Genomic DNA, 18760 nt, shown 5'->3' with positions numbered 1-18760 from the left:
GCCATGAAACCAACCACAAACCTTATAAAACTAGCTTTGCTCATGCTGCTTTTTTCTGCACACATTGCAACAGCCCAAAAACTACCCAATAAACAACAGGCAACCTTTAGGTCGCCGGCAAAACTAAAAATCGATGGCATTGTCAACGAATGGGGCGATAGATTACAGGCTTATAACCACAGTACGCAGATATTTTATGCGATTAGCAACGATGATAAAAACCTTTATCTAATTGTACAGGCAAAGCATGAGGAAATTATTAGTAAAATCATCAGAGGGGGTATAACGCTGGTTGTCAACCATTCGCTTAATAAAAAAGACCCCGCGCCGGTTACGGTCACCTACCCTATGTTAAGGGGCATTTATATGTCAAAAGTAGCAAACATGGTGGCACGCAAATTTTACAAACAGCCCGACACAAACTATGTTGAACCAACTGTAGTGGCTGTCAACAAAGTGATCGACGAAAATTCGAAAACTATTGTAGCAACCGGCATAAAGGCGCTTGATAGTGATACCTTGTCTGTTTATAATACCGAGGGTATAAAAGCTATAGCGCACCTGGATGTTAATAAGTTTTATAATTATGAGTTAGCTATACCAATAAAATACCTTGAATTGGCTGAAAGTAGTAACAACAGTTTCAGTTATCAGCTTAAAGTAAACGGATAACCACAGGATAGTCAGCGTGGCCCAAGCACCGGGGAGATTTCCGTTCCGCCACCCTTTTCGATGGACCAAATGGCAACAACAGATTTTTGGGCGCAGTACACGCTAGCTAAAAAATAGATTTGTATAGGCTTTGATGTGTATCTTTAATAAACCATTAACCTAACCATGAAAGTTATTGCAGCTATGATATTGCTTGTCTGTTGCTTGAAATAAAATGCGCAAGTCAACTGGACATCCAAACCTAATAAACCCAAAAAAGATAAAGTGACGATGGACGAGTTTCGAAGTGAATTGTTAGACTGGATATTTTATCGGGAGTAGCAATCAATGTCATGGTAAATTAACTACTCTGTTTATGGTGGGCAATAACCGTAAAATATAAAGTACATCCATATTCTTAACAGTCCGGACGGATCCATTAAACCATATACTAAAACAGATCAAAAACCGTTATTGGAGAACAAACCAATCCTTAACAGCATGAAATCACTAAAAAGGAAATCTATTAAAAAAACTGCCGCTAAGCTGCTGTTTGCCGGTGTATTAAGCTTCGGGCTAATGGGTTTTACATCAGCCACGTTCGCGCAGGTACCACCAACCCCTCCGGGAGGCCCACCCCCTCCGGGCGAATTGCTGAGAAAGATCAATCCGTTTAAAAAGAATAAAAGCAAATCAAGTTCGGGTAAAGCCTTAAATCTACCTGCACCCCCGGCAGCTGGAAAAGGTCCTGGTACGCCCCCAACGCCGCCAAACCCTATAGAAGCACTTAAAAAGATAAAGCTACCAAAGCTACCCCCACATCCGGGTGCGTAAGTTTTAGGATGCTAAAGACCCCATTACGTCACTGCTGTAAGCAATGACGTAATGAAGAAAGCTCAACCGCCAACCTATCCCACCACGTATATCACCTGCTTAGTTTCAAAAAACTCTTCGTTGTAATAATCTTTAAGATAGTATTGGTGCACTTTTAGGCCAGATTCTTTGATCTCGTCTGTAAGGTCGCCGCCTTTTAGGTATAATATGCCATTAGGCAACTTGTTTTTTTGTTCCTTTTTAAACTTGCCCCTTATCCACGGATAAAACTCGCCCAAACGGGTTACCGCACGCGACACGATAAAATCAAACTTCTCATCAACTTGCTCGGCACGCAAATGTTCGGCACGCAAATTTTTCAGTCCCAGGGCGTTAGCAACTTCCTGCACCACCTTTATTTTTTTGCCAATAGAGTCGACCAGGTAAAACTGTGTTTCAGGGAACATAATCGCTAGTGGTATCCCCGGGAAACCACCACCGGTGCCTACATCAAGTACACTTTCGCCGGGTAAAAAAGCCATTACTTTGGCTATACCTAAAGAGTGCAGTACGTGGCGCTCAAACAACTGGTCAATATCCTTACGGGATATTACGTTGATCTGGTTATTCCAAAACTCGTACAAGGCAGGCAATTGTTCAAACTGCTGCTTTTGTGTATCGGTAAGGTTGGGGAAATAAGTAAAAAGTTGATCAGATGTCATCCCTGTCTAAACGGTTTATGATGTTGCCAAGCAGGTACCTGGCCCTAAATAATTGCGCTTTAACGGTACCCAAAGGCAGGTCAAGCTGTTGGGCTATCTCCTCGTAAGATAACTCGTCAAAATATCGCAGGGTAATTAAGTTGCGGTAGCGCGGCGGCAAGCTCTGTATCAGCAGCTTAAGCTCCTCTGTTTGTTGTTTTTTTATAGATGTTTCTTCAGGATTTAAAACATCAGCTTTTATCTGCAGGGTTTGCTCCTCTCCATCCTCATCGGTCATACCGTGGATGGATGTGGTGTGCAGTTTCTTTTTGCGGATAAAATCAATACTATTATTGGTAGCCACGCGGAATAGCCAGGTGCTAAAGGCATAATCAGGCTGGTACTTGTCTAGTTTTTCAAAGGCTTTGGCAAAGGTTTCAACAGTAAGGTCCATGGCGTCCTCTTTGTTATTAACCATTTTAAGGATCATAAAATAAATAGAATCCTTGTAACGATGCATCAGGTCGGCATAAGCCTTTTGGCTTCCTCCCCGGGCCTTAAGCACTAGTTGATAGTCGTTCTTAGCGTTCTCGGTAAAGTTAGAGTTTACTTCCATTGCGTTGTTTTTACAAAGGTGCCTATGGTACCAAATACGTTAATATAAATGTAGTAAACAAAATCTAATAATGGTAAATACCATAATTGCGACGTAGCGTTAAGCTTAGCGAAGCCTTTGCGATAAATTATGATTTGCAGTACCCATCTGAAAATGAACAAACCAAGTGCCAACAAAGGCTCAATATTGGCAGCCACACTAACAATGAACAAAATGTATAAAAAGAACCCGCTCAAAGCATCAAAACTTAACAAGCGGCGATGGCTGCTTTTATACAGCTTACCTACGCCCATGTGCCTTTTCTTTTGGCGATACAATGCACCAAAGCTGCCCTTAGCTTCGGTATATACAAACGTTTCAGGGTGAATTTCTACGGCAGTATTGCTGGCAGTGCCGTTTTGATTAACAAACAGGTCATCGTCGCCAGACAAAACGTGCATGTGCGAAGCGAAACCTTTGTTAGAAAAAAACAGCGTTTTAGTGTAAGCCATGTTGCGGCCAATGCCCATATAAGGGTCGCCGTTTAAAGCTGCGGACAGGTAATTAACAGCTGTCTTAACCGTTTCGAACCTGATAAGTGAGTTTAAAAAACCACCGGTTTTAAAGTAAGGCGAATATCCTAAAACCAGCTGGACATCGCCTTTAAAGTGCGCCGCCATACGGGTTATCCAATTGGTAGAATCGGGCTTGCAGTCGGCATCAGTAAATAACAAATGCTCATTTTTGGCTGCTTTAATACCTAAAGTCAGGGCGAATTTTTTACCGGTCTTAAAACGGGGGTGTTCTGTAATTGTAACTATCTTAAGATTGGGGTAAGCTACCTGCATTTGCTCTAAAACTTCGTACGAATCGTCAGAAGAGCAATCATTTACCACCACTACTTCAAAGTCGGGATAATTTTGTTCTAATATATAAGGTAAATACTCTTCGAGGTTTTTAGACTCGTTGCGGGCGCTAATGATAACTGATATTGGGACATTGGCTTCTGGTAATTCGTCTGCTACCCGATACTTTGATAGTGTTACATGATTACTGATGAGGTAATACAGCTGCACAATAAATACCAGCAGGATAAGAACAAAAAATGTCAGACGAATATAAGTCTCCAAAACACGGGATAAATAAGCCGCAAAGTTGGTGAAAAAAAGTGAGTTGTGGTTAGTTAAATAAGAGATAAGTATGGGCTTGTAAGCGCAATCTATTATCAACGATCCGACTGCGTTGATAAAACGTTAAATGATGTTAAACCTCTGCAAGATATAGCCTGCTTACATTATTATTGTATAATCAATCCCTTACCATGATCAACAGGATTCTTACTACCATTATACTGCTGGTTTCCGCTAACGTCGTGTTAGCCCAAAAAACATTCAATGTTACTATTAAGTTAGATACCAGTATTGCCGTAAAAAAGGTGCAATACCAATATTATAATGGTAAAACCTTAACCTTCGGCACAGATAGCATCATTGGTAATACCATCATTATCAAAGACAAATACTACTCCCCCCTTGCGTCTGTCAATATAAGCTATTACAATGGCGACTCTTACGATTGCGATTTTTTTGTGAGCGATGAGCCGGCCAGCATTACCCTGAATTTCAAACAAAACAATAATAATAAGTTGGTTATCACTTCGCTGCAAAATGCTACACCTATATATGATACAACAGTAAATAAACTATGGGCGCAGCAATGCACATTTATAAGCTCTCCGGTTTACCAGGAAGAGAACCGTACTTTCGACGCATTTTTTGAACAAAAACCAAACATTACAGGTAACGATTCGTTGCGTAACATCTTTAAACAATATCAAAAAATGTTTCTTAACCGTACCATGGCTTTTTTAAAACAACACCCTAATGATTACTTTTCTTTTTGGTATTTTATTAACCAGGTATGCCAGGTAAATAGGCTTTTAGGCAGCGACATTGCGTATTTGAAAGAACAATTAGCTTATGTAAAAAACGTTTTTCCGGCTAAGTTTACACGAAGCGAAGAGGGTAAGCACCTCATTGAGAATTACAATTTGGCAATTAATCCTATAAAAGTAAACCATGCTGCAACACCATTTGATATAACTACCGTAGATGGAAAAAAACTTAGTCTGGCCAGCCTGAGAGGCAAATATGTCTTACTTGATTTTTGGGCAACCTGGTGCTCGCCTTGCATGGCCGAAATGCCGTTTATAAGAGAAGTAAGAAAAAAATACCCGCCAGAAAAGTTTGTAATTATAGGTGTGAGCTGGGATACAAGCGTCGATATACTTAAAGCCACCGCTAAAAAGAACGACATGAATTGGACCCATTACCATGATAAGGATAAAAGCCTTGCGCGCATTTATGGTATAAACACCATACCCTGTTTAATTTTAATTGATAAAGCTGGTAATATGGTATACAAGTCTGATTATAAAAAGGCTGATATTGATGTACTGCCAGGCATTTTGGCGGGGATGAATTAGCGTTTATAATTACGGCCTGTGACTCACTCGACCATTGTTTCGATTGGTCATCATCTATTCGGCCCGCGGCACAGAGGGCTATAAAAATGTCAAAATAATTTTCCTATCCTAGCCCACCCTCTTTGGCCAAGCCAAAGAGAAGGTCACGCAACGTAGCGCCGTGGGGTGAGTTACTTGGGGTCATTTGACCCACCCCCCATCTACTAATCTTCAATCACCCATCTTTAACAACCATCACTAATCACTAATCACTATCTTTGCTGCTTAATAATGAATTTAAATTAACAGCAGGAAAGCGTTCTGCCTGTAATATTTTCGCTTGTGTCTGGCAACAGAATTCGGGATATACCCAGATCCTAATAACACTGGCTCATATACCTTTATACCATGGGCGTGGACCGTATATCTGATTGGATGTTTGCCTTAATGAATAATTACAATAAGATTTTTAATGGTGCAGATCAACTTTGGACCGCTATGCAAGCTAATATGATCAATTACATTAATACCCATGGCGGGCACGCTGAATATTATAATAAGAGCTACATAGCGCCCCCCGATTATGATTTGGTGAGGGACTACTTAAATGGATCTATTACTTTACCACAATTAAAAACAAAAATAGGATGTTAAGAAAAATAACTTACAAAATTGTAGGGTTCCTATTATCAACTATCGTGTTAAGCCTATTAAGCGCCGTTACATTGTTTTATGTGCAACCGGCTTTTATCGATCGATTATATAAAGAGCCACCCATATCGCTTTTTTTCATTGCACTGTTTTATATAACGGCAACAACTGTTATTTATATTTTTTTATTTCACAACTACTTAAGAAACCGAACTAACAATTTGTATTTCTTAGGATTAGCTTGTTTGTTTATAAATACTATCCTCGTGCTACTTTCGATGGGCCCTTTTTTTGAAATAAATAGATTTGCAATGAGTTCGCTGTGTGTGAGCACCTACTGTTTCTGTATTTCCCACATTTACGGTTCGCTTAACAATATCACACGCGGTTTGGCCTAAGATAGTATACTATGCCTCAATTACATACGTGTTTCTCCTAGCACCGCGACCTAATTATAACTTGTTAAGAGACTATCTAAATGGATCCATCACGTTATCGCAATTAAAAAGAAAGATAGGATGTTAGTTTCAACCAAAAAAGTCATTGCTGTTTTATTGACAATCGCATTTTTAAGTTTATTGAGCGGTCTTACATCAATTTACGCTCAAATGGTTTTTATCGAACAAATATATTGGCAATCCAAATTTAGTGACTTTTTAAGGTCCTTCTTGTTTTTAAGCGTAACTACTGTACTTTATTTATTTATAAAGAGTAGGTTTAGTAACCTATTTATATTAGGGCTTATTTGTAGCGTTAGCGATATAGTCCTACTGTTTTTATTAACATATCCCCTTGTCGGGTTCGATTTAAATCACTTTTTGCCCCACTACATAGGTATAAGTAGTTATTGCTTTTTTATACCTTATGTTTATAAATATTCCAGCGAAATATTTAACCAATAATCATATGGAAATAATTGCAGTAGATATGAAACATAGAAACTTCAGTCTAAAATGACCTCGAATATTTTATTCCCAATATTACAATTGGTTAAAGCACCCTCCTTGTTTGATCTAAGTTAGTGTACCTAGCCTTAATTGTATACCTTATACAACATGGGGGTACCCGTATATCTACTGGCCGTTCTCATTAGGTAACGCTTTTATATAACACCTAATCAATAACTCCGTTAAGCCGTGATTCAGACATCACAAATCTTTACCTATAAATCTCTCAACTACAATCACTATTTTTGCCCTGCAAAAATGGAATTTAAATTAACAGCACAAGACCCGTTATCAAAGGCCCGCGCGGGCCAGCTTACTACAGATCACGGCGTTATAGAAACCCCAATTTTTATGCCTGTCGGTACGGCAGGCACGGTAAAAGCCGTTCATCAGCGCGAGTTAAAGGACGATATCAAGGCGAAAATTATACTGGGAAACACCTACCATTTATACTTACGCCCCGGCCTTGACGTGATAGAAGGCGCCGGCGGCCTGCACAAATTTAATGGTTGGAACGGTCCTATTTTAACTGATAGCGGCGGTTACCAGGTATATAGTTTAAGCGAAGTACGGAAGATAAAGGAGGAAGGTGTAACCTTCCGCTCGCATGTCGATGGGTCGAAACACTTGTTTACACCGGAGAATGTGATGGATATTCAGCGCACTATCGGGGCCGATATTATTATGGCTTTTGATGAGTGCACACCCTATCCCTGCGACTATAATTACGCCAAGCGGTCTATCGAAATGACGCACCGCTGGCTTAAGCGCTGCTGCGACAGGTTTGATACTACCGAGCCTAAATATGGCTACAGCCAAACATTTTTTCCTATCGTTCAGGGTTCTGTATACAAAGATCTGAGGGTACGTTCGGCTGAAGTCATTGCTTCTTTTGAGCGCGAGGGCAACGCTATTGGCGGTCTTTCTGTTGGCGAACCGGCCGAAGAAATGTACGCCATGACAGAAATTGTGTGCGACATATTACCAGAGCAAAAACCACGTTATCTAATGGGCGTAGGCACACCTATTAATATACTAGAAAACATTGCTTTGGGTATTGATATGTTTGACTGTGTAATGCCAACCCGCAACGCCCGTAATGGTATGTTGTTTACTAAAAACGGTATTATTAATATCAAAAACGAGAAGTGGAAGGCGGATTTTACGCCAATTGACGCGGATAGCGACCTGTATGCCGATAAGGTTTATACAAAGGCGTATTTGCGCCACCTGATACATAGCGGCGAAATGCTGGGCGCGCAAATTGCTACCCTGCATAACCTGCATTTTTACCTGTGGCTGGTTAAAGAAGCACGTAAAAAAATCATTTCGGGCGAGTTTTATGCCTGGAAAAAAACAATGGTTGACCGTTTGGGGCAAAGACTATAAATATATAAATGAAGGATTTTGTAGGCCGATATTTAAAGATAATTGACTGGTATATCATTAAAAAGTACCTGGGTACATTTGTGTTCACCCTGGGTATTTTCATCGTCATTTCGGTGGTTTTTGATGTGTCTGAGCACCTGGACAATTTCCTGACTCACCATGCAACGGTTGAGGAGATAGCGTTTAAATATTACGCCGGTTTTATTCCTTTTTATATTGATCTGTTAACCCCTCTAATTGTCTTTTTAGCCGTAATTTACTTTACAGCTAAGATGGCAAATCAAACAGAGATTGTGCCTATTTTGAGTGGCAAAGCAAGCTTCAAACGCTTTTTAAGGCCTTACTTTGTATGCGCTACGCTGATATTTATAGTAGCGTTGGTAGGCAAATTATACATTATACCTTATACCAATAAACTTAAGGTCGACTTTGAAAATTCGCATGGCTTTAACGGCGAACAAGTAAAAAGCATGACGCATTTAAAGCTTGATGAACAGACGTATGTATCGGTAGAATCGTATGAGCATGACTCAAAAACGGGCTACCAGTTTACCCTTGAAAAGTTTGACGGCGATAAGCTAAGACAGAAATTAACAGCCAATTCTATCAGTTATGATTCGGTAAAAAAGTCATGGCAAATGAAGGATTATACCGTACGTTACGTTAACGGACTACGCGAAAAAATGGTATTTAACCTACCTCTAAAAGACACCATGCTGGACCTCTACCCGGCCGATTTTGAGGTGCGCGACAACGTATATTCGGCCATGTCATTACGCGATTTAAACACCAATATCAAGAAAGAAAAAATCCGCGGAGCAGGTAATTTACGCGAGATGGAGTACGAAAAATGGCGTCGTTATTGCTATCCATTTGCCGCGTTTGTGCTTACCTTAATAGGCGTTTCTATCTCTTCCAGAAAGGTGCGCGGAGGCATTGGCTTGCCTCTTGGGATAGGCCTATTTCTATGTTTCGCTTACATTGTAGTAGACAAATTTGCCTTAGTTTTTGCCATAAAAAGCGGCTTACCCCCATTAATAGCTGCTGGCTTGCCTAACACATTATTTGGTGTATTGGGCATATATTTGCTGTACAAAGCGCCTAAATAAGAATGGCCTACAGCAAAAAAAAATCCTCCGAGCTCAATAAGAACCTACTGATACTGCATTTTACCGTATTTATCTGGGGATTTACCAGCATTTTAGGGGCCTTAATCAGCGTTTCTGCCGTACAATTAGTGTTTTTTAGAGTATTTATTGCGCTCATTTCGCTGTTTTTGTATTTCAAATTTAACCGTACTGCTTACAAAATTAGTCGTCAAAACTTCCTTAATTTATTCCTGACCGGGGCACTGGTGGGCGGCCACTGGATACTTTTCTTCGCCTCTATTAAGCTTTCTACTGTGCCGGTAACGCTGGTTTGCTTGTCCTCGATGACGCTTTTTACTGCGGTTTTAGAGCCATTAATGGGGCAAAAACGCATTTCAAAGTTGGAAATTATAGCCGGGTTATTGATCATCCTGGGCATATTTTTGATCTTTAAATTTGAAACCCAATACACTAAGGGTATCATTACAGGCCTGTTAAGCGCGCTTTTAGCAAGCCTGTTTTCTATCATCAACTCTAAACAGGTTCAGCATACCGAGCCTGCCGTGATATCATTTTACGAGCTTATCGGCGCGTTTTTCTTCAGCAGTATTTACCTGTTAGTTACCGGTGGATTTAACCAGGACATGATGTTAAAGCCCGCCGACATTGGCTACTTATTGCTGCTCGGCACCGTCTGCACATCGTTGGCTTATGTTGCCGGGGTGTCGGTAATGCGCGAGCTTTCTGCTTTCCGCGTAGCGCTTATTACCAACCTTGAGCCGGTTTATGGCATCCTGATGTCTTTTATTTTCTTTGGTGATATGGATAAAATGACGGCCGGTTTCTGGATAGGGGCCGCTATTATACTATCTACCATCTTCCTGTTTCCTATTGCTCAGACGCGTCTGCAGCGTCGGAAAAACGGATAGTAATTCTATTCGAAACATTATCAAGTATCCATTCTTTTTAGCAATTACCACACTTATCCAATAGTAGGGGCGGATTTAAATTCTCCAGCACGCGCATTTTAAGGCTCCCTACGCCATTTTATAAATCAACCATCCTGGCATGCATTAATATTATTTGCATTGATTTTAGAGCAAATTTACAGAGGCAATTTGTGTACTGAAATTGATTTTACTACTGAGCTCTCGACTACTATAAAAACGACCGAAATAAGCGGGTTATTTCGAATAAATAAATAAATACTAAAAAACGTACGAATAGTTTTATAACCTAATAATCAGCTTGTTACAATGTTTATATAAAGTTATGAATTATCTAAATAAGGCTAACTAAAAGCTGCCAAAACTAAATATATTAGTATTACCAATAAAATGACCTCTTTTAAGATTATAACTGTTTAATAATGAGCGATGTTATGAATGTTACCTACACAGAAATTTGAATAGTGGATTTTATTGCTTAAAACGAGGTAGTTAGTGTACTGGAAGCACAATTGTTAAATTGTGTCGAAAAACAAGGCATTATGAAGAGGTATAAGAAAGTTCAAAAATAAGCGGTTTTTAGTCTCTTATTTTTGACGCTGAGGTTTGGGTGTTGCGTACCAAATACAATTCCATAACCGTGCCAAAAGTGGGATCAGAAATTAGGGATTAAAAAGAGGCTAAAGGAATTTGGAACAATCGAAGAGGCCCTCCTGTCCAAAATCCAAAAAGCAAGATTTAAACACCGCACCCCGGCGCCTGAAATTCAAATTTTTATTAACCCTTTAAAAATCGGATATTGGACAAAAAGAAAAATCGCCCAAAAACTTATGCGCATTACCACCATATTAATTATTGTCATCACCGTTTTGTTGACGATAGTATTGATGCAAAATACCGAGCCGGTAAAATTTGATATTTTGTTTGGCACGTTTTACATTTCAAAACTGGCGGCCCTGGGAACCTTTGGAACGGTTGCATTTATTTTGGGCATCCTGGTTGGCCGCCCTAAAAAGGCGCGCAGCATAGCCACCGACGATGAGGGCGACGATTACACCAACGACAAGCCAAATACACTAAGCGACGAAGATCGCGACTATATCAGCCACCCTTAACAGGGTTTATAATCAGATGTTATAAAAAACCTGGTTAGTCTGCTCAAGATAACCAAGGTCCGGCGCCTTACTGAAAATTCCGAACACGGACGCACCGCTACCGCTCATGCTTGCGTATAACGCACCGGCATCATACAGCGCTGCCTTCGCCCCTCTTATCTCGGGATGGTTTTTGAAGATGTTGTTTTCAAAGTCGTTTTTGATTGACTTTTTCCATGCTCCTATGGGCTCGTAAATCAGGTCGTACAACGACTGGCTTACGGGGGTTGGTTTTACGCCACCATAGGCTTCGGAGGTTGAGATGTGAATGTCGGGCATTACCAGTACGATGGAGTAAGCTGAGAGGTCTAATTTTACCGGTTCAAACTCGTCACCTTTTTCAAAAGCAAACACCGGTTTATTCTCGATGAAGAAAGCGCAATCGGCGCCCAGCTTTCGGGCGTAGCCTAGTTGCTGATCGATGGTGAGCCCCATCTCAAATTTATCGTTCATCAGCCTGATGAAAAAGGCGGCGTCGGCCGAGCCTCCACCAAGCCCCGCGCCTATCGGAATATTTTTGTGAAGATGGATTTTTACCGGCGGCAAATCAAAATCCTTTTTAAGCAAATGATAGCCTTTAACACAAAGATTATCTTCTACCCTGCCTGGTATGTCAAGCCCCGACGATTCGAAGCTTAGTTCCGGCACTTCTATCACCTCTAAGGCATCTTTAATTTGCACCGGGTAGAAAATAGTTTCGAGGTTATGATACCCGTCAGAGCGGCGCTCCGTTATATTTAGACCGATGTTGATTTTGGCGTTTGGAAAATTGATCATATAAAAAGTTAACAACGGCGTCATTTTATGCACATCCGTAGGATAGCAAAAATAGATTAATTTAATTTGCAGTCAGAATTGAATTGATATATCAAAAAATCCACTCATTCCACCATTCACTCTATCACTCATCAAAACATGAAACAGTATCTAGACCTAATGCGCCACGTAATGGACACCGGCACTCAAAAACATGACCGTACCGGCACCGGCACCATCAGTGTATTTGGTTACCAGATGCGTTTTAACTTGCAGGAGGGCTTTCCTTTGGTAACTACCAAAAAGCTGCATTTGAAATCTATCATCCACGAGCTGATCTGGTTTTTGCAGGGCGATACCAATATCAAATATTTAAAAGATAACGGCGTACGTATTTGGGACGAGTGGGCCGACGAGCAGGGCAACCTTGGCCCGGTATACGGTTATCAATGGCGGTCATGGCCTACGCCGGACGGTGGGCACATTGACCAGATCAAACAGGTTATCCACCAAATAAAAAACAACCCTGATTCGCGCCGCATCATTGTGTCGGCCTGGAACGTAGCCGATGTTAACCAGATGGCCCTGCCGCCATGCCACATGATGTTTCAATTTTATGTAGCGCCCCCTAACCCCCTAAAGGGAGAACAAAGAGGCAGACTGTCTTGTCAACTATATCAGCGCAGTGCGGATATATTTTTGGGTGTACCCTTCAACATCGCGTCGTACGCGTTATTAACCATGATGGTGGCCCAAGCGTGCGACCTTGAGGTAGGTGATTTTGTACACACCTTTGGCGATGCCCACCTGTACAACAATCACCTGGAGCAAACGCAACTGCAACTAAGCCGCGACCCACGGCCGCTACCAACCATGAAGATCAACCCGGATGTGAAGGACATTTTTAATTTTAAGTTTGAGGATTTTGAATTGGAAAATTACGACCCATGGCCGCATATTAAGGGGGCGGTAGCGGTGTAATTATTTTGAAAGTATTTTGTATTTTTGTGTATGACGACTTTGGAAATAAAAACTCAGATACAACAGGAACTTAAAAAGATCCCTGAAAGTGTATTGAAAGATGTACTTGACTATTTAAAACAAATTCAGCAGAAATCACCGGAGCAAATAAGACGAGACGCCAATTTCAAAAAGATCCTTTCTGAAGACAAAGTGCTTCTTAAAAGACTCGCTCAATGATAGATTTATATACTGCGGAAGTTTATCATAATCAAGTTATAGATAATTTCGGTGGGTCGAGGGGAATAAGGGATGAAGGCTCATTACTTGCCGCCCTTGCACGACCATATGCTACATTTGATGAGCAAGACTTGTACCCAACGCCTGTTGACAAAGCCGCCGCTATATTTGAAAGCCTGATTATAAACCACGCTTTTGTTGATGGAAATAAGCGAATTGCTTATGTATTGATGAGGTTAACGCTCATGAATTATTATGTTGACGTTATGGCATTTGAAGATGAGAAATATAAAATGACCATCTCTGCAAGTACCGGCGAAATTCGATTCGACGAAATTAAAGCCTGGATCGAAGAACATATAGTACAAATTAATCCATGACCATATCCATCGTAGTAGCTATAGCCCACAACAACGCCATAGGTAAAGACAATAAATTGCTTTGGCACCTGCCTAAAGATCTTAGACATTTCAAAGAGATTACCACTGGCGGTACCATCATCATGGGTCGTAAAACCTATGATTCTGTAGGCAGGCCTTTGCCAAACCGCCGCAACATCATCATCACGCGGCAGCAAATTGAGATACCGGGCTGCGAGGTGGTAAACTCGCTTGATGCTGCGCTCGGGCTTTGCAAAAACGATACCGAGGTGTTTATCGTTGGCGGCGCCGAGATCTACAAACTAGCTATGCCCTTAACAAACCGTATATTTCTGACCATTGTACATCAAGACTTTGAGGCCGACACATTTTTCCCTGAAATTAAAGGTGAAATATGGAAAGAAACCGAGCGCCAGGATCACGAGCCTGATGAGAAAAACCCGCTACCCTACTCCTTCATCACACTGGAACGCGCTTAACAACAGCCATCTAAATTTTGTTTGAATTTAAATTTCAAGGTTGTAAAATTTTGTTAGATTTGCCGTCTTGTTTAAAATGCTTATAAACTAACTAATTACATATTTTATTTACAATGCAAGGTAAAGGGGTTATTAAATTTTTCGCCATAGTACTAGCGATAGTGTGCATCTACCAGCTTTCGTTTACATGGGTAGCACACAAAGTTGAGCGGGATGCTGCAGCATATGCAAAAGGCGATACTACTAAACTTAAATCTTATTTAGATTCTGTTGCCTCGGCACCGGTATATCCTATTTTTGGCCATACTTATCAGTATTGCTTAGACAGGGAGCTGGCACTTGGCCTTGACCTAAAAGGTGGCATGAACGTTACCATGCAAATCTCGTTGGCAGAGCTGGTAAAGGCATTATCGAACAATAACCCTGACCCTGCTTTTAACGAAGCCCTGGTTAGAGCTACTGCTGATACTAAAACCAGCCAAAGCGACTACATTACTTTGTTTGTCAACGAGTATGAGAAATTGGCGCCCAATGGCAAATTAGCCGCCATCTTTTCGACCAAAGACAATCAGGCTAGCCTGAAATTTAACGCGACAAACAGCGAGGTTGAGAAATACCTGAAAGATCAGGCTAACGTTGCCGTTAAGCAGTCGTTCACGGTTTTAAACACCCGTATAGATCAATTTGGCGTAACACAGCCTAACATCCAGTTAGAGGCTAATACAAACCGTATATTGATTGAGCTACCAGGCGTTAAAGAGCCGGAGCGTGTGCGTAAACTACTATCAGGTTCTGCAAAGCTTGAGTTTTATCAAACTTTTGAGGTGCAAGACGTGTATCCAATGTTTACTAACGTTGACAACATACTTGCTGCAAAAAGCAAAACCGGCACTGCCGATACTGCAAAAGTTGCTGCCGCGGCCGTAAAACAAGACACTGCCGCTAAAAAAGGCGATCTGGCTTTGTTAAACAAGGTTGAAAAAAATGCAGCTAAAGACACTTCGCTTTCTGCAAAATCAAAATCAACTGCTGCTCACCCCTTGTTCAACATTTTACAACTGCCAACTTACCAGGACCAAAACGGCCAACAGCAATTACGCCCGGGACCGATTGTAGGCTGGTCTGCACAAAAAGATACGGCTAAGGTTAACGGCTACTTACGCAGCCCTGATGTACAGGCTTCATTACCACGCAACATTAAATTTGCATGGGGTGTTAAGCCAATGGACAAAAGCAAAATATTTGAGTTATATGCCCTGAAACTTGCAGGTGCCGAAAACGGACCGGTATTAACCGGCGACGTGATCAATGACGCCAGCAGCGACGTTGACCAAAAAGGCAGCCCAGAGGTTAGAATGGTAATGAACTCGCAAGGTGCCGAGAAATGGCGCGCGGTAACGGCAGAAGCTGCTCAGGGTAAAAAAGCTATCGCCATTGTGTTGGATGATAATGTTTACTCTGCGCCAAACGTACAGAACGAAATTGCCGGCGGTGTATCTTCAATATCTGGTAACTACCAAATTGAAGACACTAAAGATTTAGCCAACGTATTAAAAGCCGGCCGTTTACCTGCTCCTGCCCGTATTGTTGGCGAGGACGTTGTAGGCCCGTCATTAGGTCAGCAATCAATTGATGATGGCTTAATGTCATGTATATTAGGTTTCATTGTTGTATTGGTATTTATGATAGCTTACTACAACCGCGCCGGTACTGTAGCGGTGGTTGCAGTAATTGTAAACGTGTTCTTCCTGATGGGTATATTAACCAGCCTGCGTGCTGTGTTAACCTTGCCTGGCGTTGCAGGTATCGTGTTATTATTCGCTTTATCGGTTGATGCCAACGTATTGATCTATGAGCGTGTGCGCGAAGAGCTTGCCTTAGGTAAATCTATCCGCCTTGCCGTTGCCGATGGTTTTAAACATGCTTTATCGTCAATTTTAGATGCTAACATTAGTACTTTCTTAACTGGTTTAATCCTATTCATCTTCGGCAGCGGCCCTATTCAAGGGTTTGCGACCACGTTGATGATCGGTATTATCACTTCATTGTTCTGTTCATTATTAATTTCAAGGTTAATATTTGAGTGGATGATTGACAATGGCTGGGACATTAAATTTTCAAACCCATGGAGCGCTAATACTTTTAAAAACGCCAACTATGCTTTTGTTAAAAACCGTTCGAAATTCTACATTTTCTCGGGCATATTTATTCTTGCCGGTATCATTTCAATGTTTACTCAAGGCTTCAACTACGGTGTAGACTTTGAGGGCGGCCGTACTTACACTATGCGTTTTGAAAATACGAACGCGACTGTTGAGGACGTACGTAGCGCCGTTGAAGGCGATTTGGGACGTGGTACCCAGGTTAAAACTTTAGGTAAAGACAAAATCAGCGTAACTACTAATTACCTGATCGAAGACCCATCAACTACAGCTGATGCTAAGGTTCAGGATGTTCTGTTAACAGCATTAAACAAAAAAGAAGTAACCCACGCTACCAAAGCAAATATTCTTGCATCGCAAAAAGTGCAGGCTACTATTGCCGATGGTTTAAAAAAATCAGCAGTGTGGACAATTGTATTTGCAATTTTGGTCATCTCAGCTTACATCTTGGTGCGTTTCCGTAAATGGCACTTTAGTTTTGCGGCAATGGTTGCTACAGCACACGATGCTTTGATGGTATTGTCGTTCTATACATTGTTCAAAAACGTTGTTCCATTTTTAGAGATAGACCAGGCGTTTATTGCCGCGTTGTTGACCGTAATAGGCTACTCAATTAATGATACGGTAGTTGTGTTTGACCGGATCCGCGAGTTCTTACACTTACACCACTCTAGTTCAGACAAACCAGAGGAGGTTATCAATAATGCTATCAATAGCACATTAAGCCGTACCGTTATCGTTTCGTTAACTTGTATCTTCGTGTTAGTGATCTTGTTCATCTTCGGTGGCGACGTATTACGTGGTTTCTCATTCGCGTTGCTAATTGGTACCATCTTTGGTACATATTCGTCAATTTGTGTTGCAACCCCGGTAATCATCGACTTTGGAAAGAAAGATTTGAAATAATAACAATAAATCATTAAATATTAAAAGGCTCCCAAGAACATTTGGAGCCTTTTTTGTTTAATCTATATCTGCAAGCTAAAGCAGCTTCTTATGTCTTTGATCTGTCAATTCGGCATAACAAAAAAGCAGAATATAAATACTTAGTGTTATTTTTACACCATGTCTGAAAAATCAAAATTTCCGCAAGTAGTTATCATAGGCGGCGGCTTTGCCGGCCTTGAAGTTGCCAAGCAGTTGGCAGACAAACCAGTTGAGGTTTTAATGCTTGATAAGCATAACTATCATACGTTTCAACCTTTGTTGTACCAGGTTGCTACGGGTAGTTTAGAGTGTGAGTCGATTGCGTTTTCTTTGCGGAAAAATTTTGCCGGACAAAAAAATTTCCGGTTCCGTATTGCCGAAGTATCGGGCGTTGACACAGAGCGGAATATTGTGAAGTCTGACATTGGCGACATAGCCTATGATTACTTGGTAATAGCCACAGGCTCAACCACCAATTTTTTTGGCAATAAAGAAATTGAGCGTTACGCTATGCCGATGAAATCAATACCCGAAGCATTGAATCTGCGTTACCTGATACTGCAAAACTTTGAGCAAGCATCATTAAAAAAAACAAAGGAAGAACGCGAACCCTACTTGTCATTTGTATTGGTTGGTGCCGGGCCTACCGGTGTTGAGCTTGCCGGCTCGCTTGCCGAGCTGCGTAACCATATCCTGACAAGGGATTATCCTGATTTGCAAAAAGAGCACATGAAAGTTTACCTGGTAGACTTTTTACCCAAAGTACTGGGGCCATTCTCTGACGAAGGATCTGCAGCTGCTAAAAGGTTTTTGGTTGACATGGGTGTTGAAGTGTTGCTGAATGTTAAGGTAGAGAGTTACGATGGCGAAGAGATAAAGTTTGAAGGCGGCAAAACCATAAAAACCAAAAATGTGATATGGAGCGCCGGCGTAATGGGCGTAGTGCCCGAAGGATTAAGTAAAGATGTAATTGAGCGTGGTAACCGGATATCTGTAGATAGCATTAACCGTATTAAAGGCTTTGAAAATGTTTTTGCCATAGGCGATGTAGCCGCCATGATAAGCGAGGAGACACCGAAGGGGCACCCCGGTGTTGCGCAGGTTGCTATACAGCAGGGAAAGTTGGTTGGCCAAAACCTTATTAAACTGATAAACGGCGAACCAACCGAACCGTTTGTTTACAACGATAAAGGATCATTGGCCACCATAGGCCGTAATAAAGCTATTGCCGATTTAGGTAAGATCAAGTTCCAGGGCTTTTTTGCATGGTTGATCTGGATGTTTGTTCACCTGATATCGTTGCTTGGTTTCCGCAATAAGGTGATTGTGTTTATAAACTGGATAAGCAATTACCTGGCAAACAACGGTGGCGCCCGCATTATCATCCGCAGGTTTAAACCGGAAGAATTACCTAAAAAAGACGAACAAGTGGCCAAAGCTGACTAAATTGCATGTA

At 41.3% G+C, this 18760-nt stretch carries 18 protein-coding genes; 14 read left to right on the top strand and 4 right to left on the bottom strand.

What is annotated here, in order from left to right:
• The first annotated feature begins 3 nt into the window (after nucleotides 1-3).
• Both ACFSYC_RS07045 and ACFSYC_RS07040 read left to right on the top strand, forming a co-directional pair.
• Nucleotides 4-672: a hypothetical protein gene (locus tag ACFSYC_RS07045; protein WP_377124975.1), complete on the top strand. Its 669-nt coding sequence runs from the start codon at nucleotides 4-6 to the stop codon at nucleotides 670-672.
• 480 nt (nucleotides 673-1152) lie between these two features.
• On the top strand, nucleotides 1153-1485 hold the full coding sequence (locus tag ACFSYC_RS07040) for a hypothetical protein (protein ID WP_377124973.1): 333 nt from the start codon (nucleotides 1153-1155) through the stop codon (nucleotides 1483-1485).
• Between the two features lie 74 nt (nucleotides 1486-1559).
• Here ACFSYC_RS07040 and rsmG read toward each other — a convergent pair whose 3' ends face one another.
• The 3 genes from rsmG to ACFSYC_RS07025 are packed head-to-tail and all read right to left on the bottom strand — an operon-like array spanning nucleotide 1560 to nucleotide 3890.
• Complete coding sequence (gene rsmG, locus ACFSYC_RS07035; protein ID WP_377124971.1) at nucleotides 1560-2186, bottom strand: 16S rRNA (guanine(527)-N(7))-methyltransferase RsmG; 627 nt, start codon at nucleotides 2184-2186, stop codon at nucleotides 1560-1562.
• Complete coding sequence (locus ACFSYC_RS07030; protein WP_377124969.1) at nucleotides 2176-2781, bottom strand: RNA polymerase sigma factor; 606 nt, start codon at nucleotides 2779-2781, stop codon at nucleotides 2176-2178. Before ACFSYC_RS07030 ends, rsmG begins: the two co-directional genes overlap by 11 nt.
• Complete coding sequence (locus ACFSYC_RS07025) at nucleotides 2772-3890, bottom strand: glycosyltransferase (protein WP_377124967.1); 1119 nt, start codon at nucleotides 3888-3890, stop codon at nucleotides 2772-2774. Before ACFSYC_RS07025 ends, ACFSYC_RS07030 begins: the two co-directional genes overlap by 10 nt.
• Nucleotides 3891-4081: 191 nt before the next feature.
• On the opposite strand from ACFSYC_RS07025, the gene ACFSYC_RS07020 reads away from it, so the two are divergent.
• The 6 genes from ACFSYC_RS07020 (at nucleotide 4082) to ACFSYC_RS06995 (ending at nucleotide 11361) form a co-directional block, all read left to right on the top strand.
• Nucleotides 4082-5245, top strand: coding sequence for a TlpA family protein disulfide reductase (locus ACFSYC_RS07020; RefSeq protein WP_377124965.1), 1164 nt, complete (start codon nucleotides 4082-4084; stop codon nucleotides 5243-5245).
• Nucleotides 5246-5632: 387 nt separating this feature from the next.
• Nucleotides 5633-5878 carry a hypothetical protein gene (locus tag ACFSYC_RS07015; RefSeq protein WP_377124963.1) on the top strand — a complete coding sequence of 82 codons (246 nt, stop codon included), beginning with the start codon at nucleotides 5633-5635 and terminating at the stop codon, nucleotides 5876-5878.
• Nucleotides 5879-7080: 1202 nt separating this feature from the next.
• Nucleotides 7081-8211 (top strand): tRNA guanosine(34) transglycosylase Tgt, encoded by a 1131-nt coding sequence (tgt, locus tag ACFSYC_RS07010; protein ID WP_377124961.1) that lies wholly within the window; start codon nucleotides 7081-7083, stop codon nucleotides 8209-8211.
• An 8-nt stretch (nucleotides 8212-8219) separates the two neighbouring features.
• The gene (locus ACFSYC_RS07005) at nucleotides 8220-9320 is read left to right on the top strand and encodes an LptF/LptG family permease (protein ID WP_377124959.1); all 1101 of its coding nucleotides are present in this window, start codon (nucleotides 8220-8222) and stop codon (nucleotides 9318-9320) included.
• A 2-nt stretch (nucleotides 9321-9322) separates the two neighbouring features.
• The gene (locus ACFSYC_RS07000) at nucleotides 9323-10228 is read left to right on the top strand and encodes a DMT family transporter (protein ID WP_377124957.1); all 906 of its coding nucleotides are present in this window, start codon (nucleotides 9323-9325) and stop codon (nucleotides 10226-10228) included.
• Nucleotides 10229-11076: 848 nt separating this feature from the next.
• On the top strand, nucleotides 11077-11361 hold the full coding sequence (locus tag ACFSYC_RS06995) for a hypothetical protein (RefSeq protein ID WP_377124955.1): 285 nt from the start codon (nucleotides 11077-11079) through the stop codon (nucleotides 11359-11361).
• Nucleotides 11362-11373: 12 nt separating this feature from the next.
• On the opposite strand, the gene ispE is transcribed toward ACFSYC_RS06995, so the two are convergent.
• A complete protein-coding gene (gene ispE / locus ACFSYC_RS06990) occupies nucleotides 11374-12177 on the bottom strand; it encodes a 4-(cytidine 5'-diphospho)-2-C-methyl-D-erythritol kinase (RefSeq protein WP_377124953.1) in 804 nt (267 codons plus the stop codon).
• 138 nt (nucleotides 12178-12315) lie between these two features.
• On the opposite strand from ispE, the gene ACFSYC_RS06985 reads away from it, so the two are divergent.
• The 6 genes from ACFSYC_RS06985 to ACFSYC_RS06960 all read left to right on the top strand — a co-directional run bounded on the left by ACFSYC_RS06985 (nucleotide 12316) and on the right by ACFSYC_RS06960 (nucleotide 18750).
• Nucleotides 12316-13137, top strand: coding sequence for a thymidylate synthase (locus tag ACFSYC_RS06985; RefSeq protein ID WP_377124951.1), 822 nt, complete (start codon nucleotides 12316-12318; stop codon nucleotides 13135-13137).
• A gap of 30 nt (nucleotides 13138-13167) precedes the next feature.
• Nucleotides 13168-13356, top strand: coding sequence for a hypothetical protein (locus ACFSYC_RS06980; RefSeq protein ID WP_377124949.1), 189 nt, complete (start codon nucleotides 13168-13170; stop codon nucleotides 13354-13356).
• Nucleotides 13353-13736, top strand: coding sequence for a type II toxin-antitoxin system death-on-curing family toxin (locus ACFSYC_RS06975; RefSeq protein WP_377124947.1), 384 nt, complete (start codon nucleotides 13353-13355; stop codon nucleotides 13734-13736). Before ACFSYC_RS06980 ends, ACFSYC_RS06975 begins: the two co-directional genes overlap by 4 nt.
• Nucleotides 13733-14215 (top strand): dihydrofolate reductase, encoded by a 483-nt coding sequence (locus ACFSYC_RS06970; protein WP_377124945.1) that lies wholly within the window; start codon nucleotides 13733-13735, stop codon nucleotides 14213-14215. The genes ACFSYC_RS06975 and ACFSYC_RS06970 overlap by 4 nt, the downstream gene beginning before the upstream one ends.
• A 113-nt stretch (nucleotides 14216-14328) precedes the next feature.
• Nucleotides 14329-17283: a protein translocase subunit SecDF gene (secDF, locus tag ACFSYC_RS06965; RefSeq protein ID WP_377124943.1), complete on the top strand. Its 2955-nt coding sequence runs from the start codon at nucleotides 14329-14331 to the stop codon at nucleotides 17281-17283.
• 159 nt (nucleotides 17284-17442) lie between these two features.
• Nucleotides 17443-18750, top strand: a complete 1308-nt coding sequence (locus ACFSYC_RS06960) for an NAD(P)/FAD-dependent oxidoreductase (RefSeq protein WP_377124941.1) — start codon at nucleotides 17443-17445, stop codon at nucleotides 18748-18750.
• The last annotated feature ends 10 nt before the right edge of the window (nucleotides 18751-18760 follow it).

Source organism: Mucilaginibacter antarcticus (genome assembly GCF_042686155.1).
GTDB classification, from domain to species: domain Bacteria; phylum Bacteroidota; class Bacteroidia; order Sphingobacteriales; family Sphingobacteriaceae; genus Mucilaginibacter; species Mucilaginibacter antarcticus.
The sequence above is the reverse complement of the archived record's forward strand: the minus strand, read 5'-3'. Positions and strand labels throughout refer to the sequence as shown.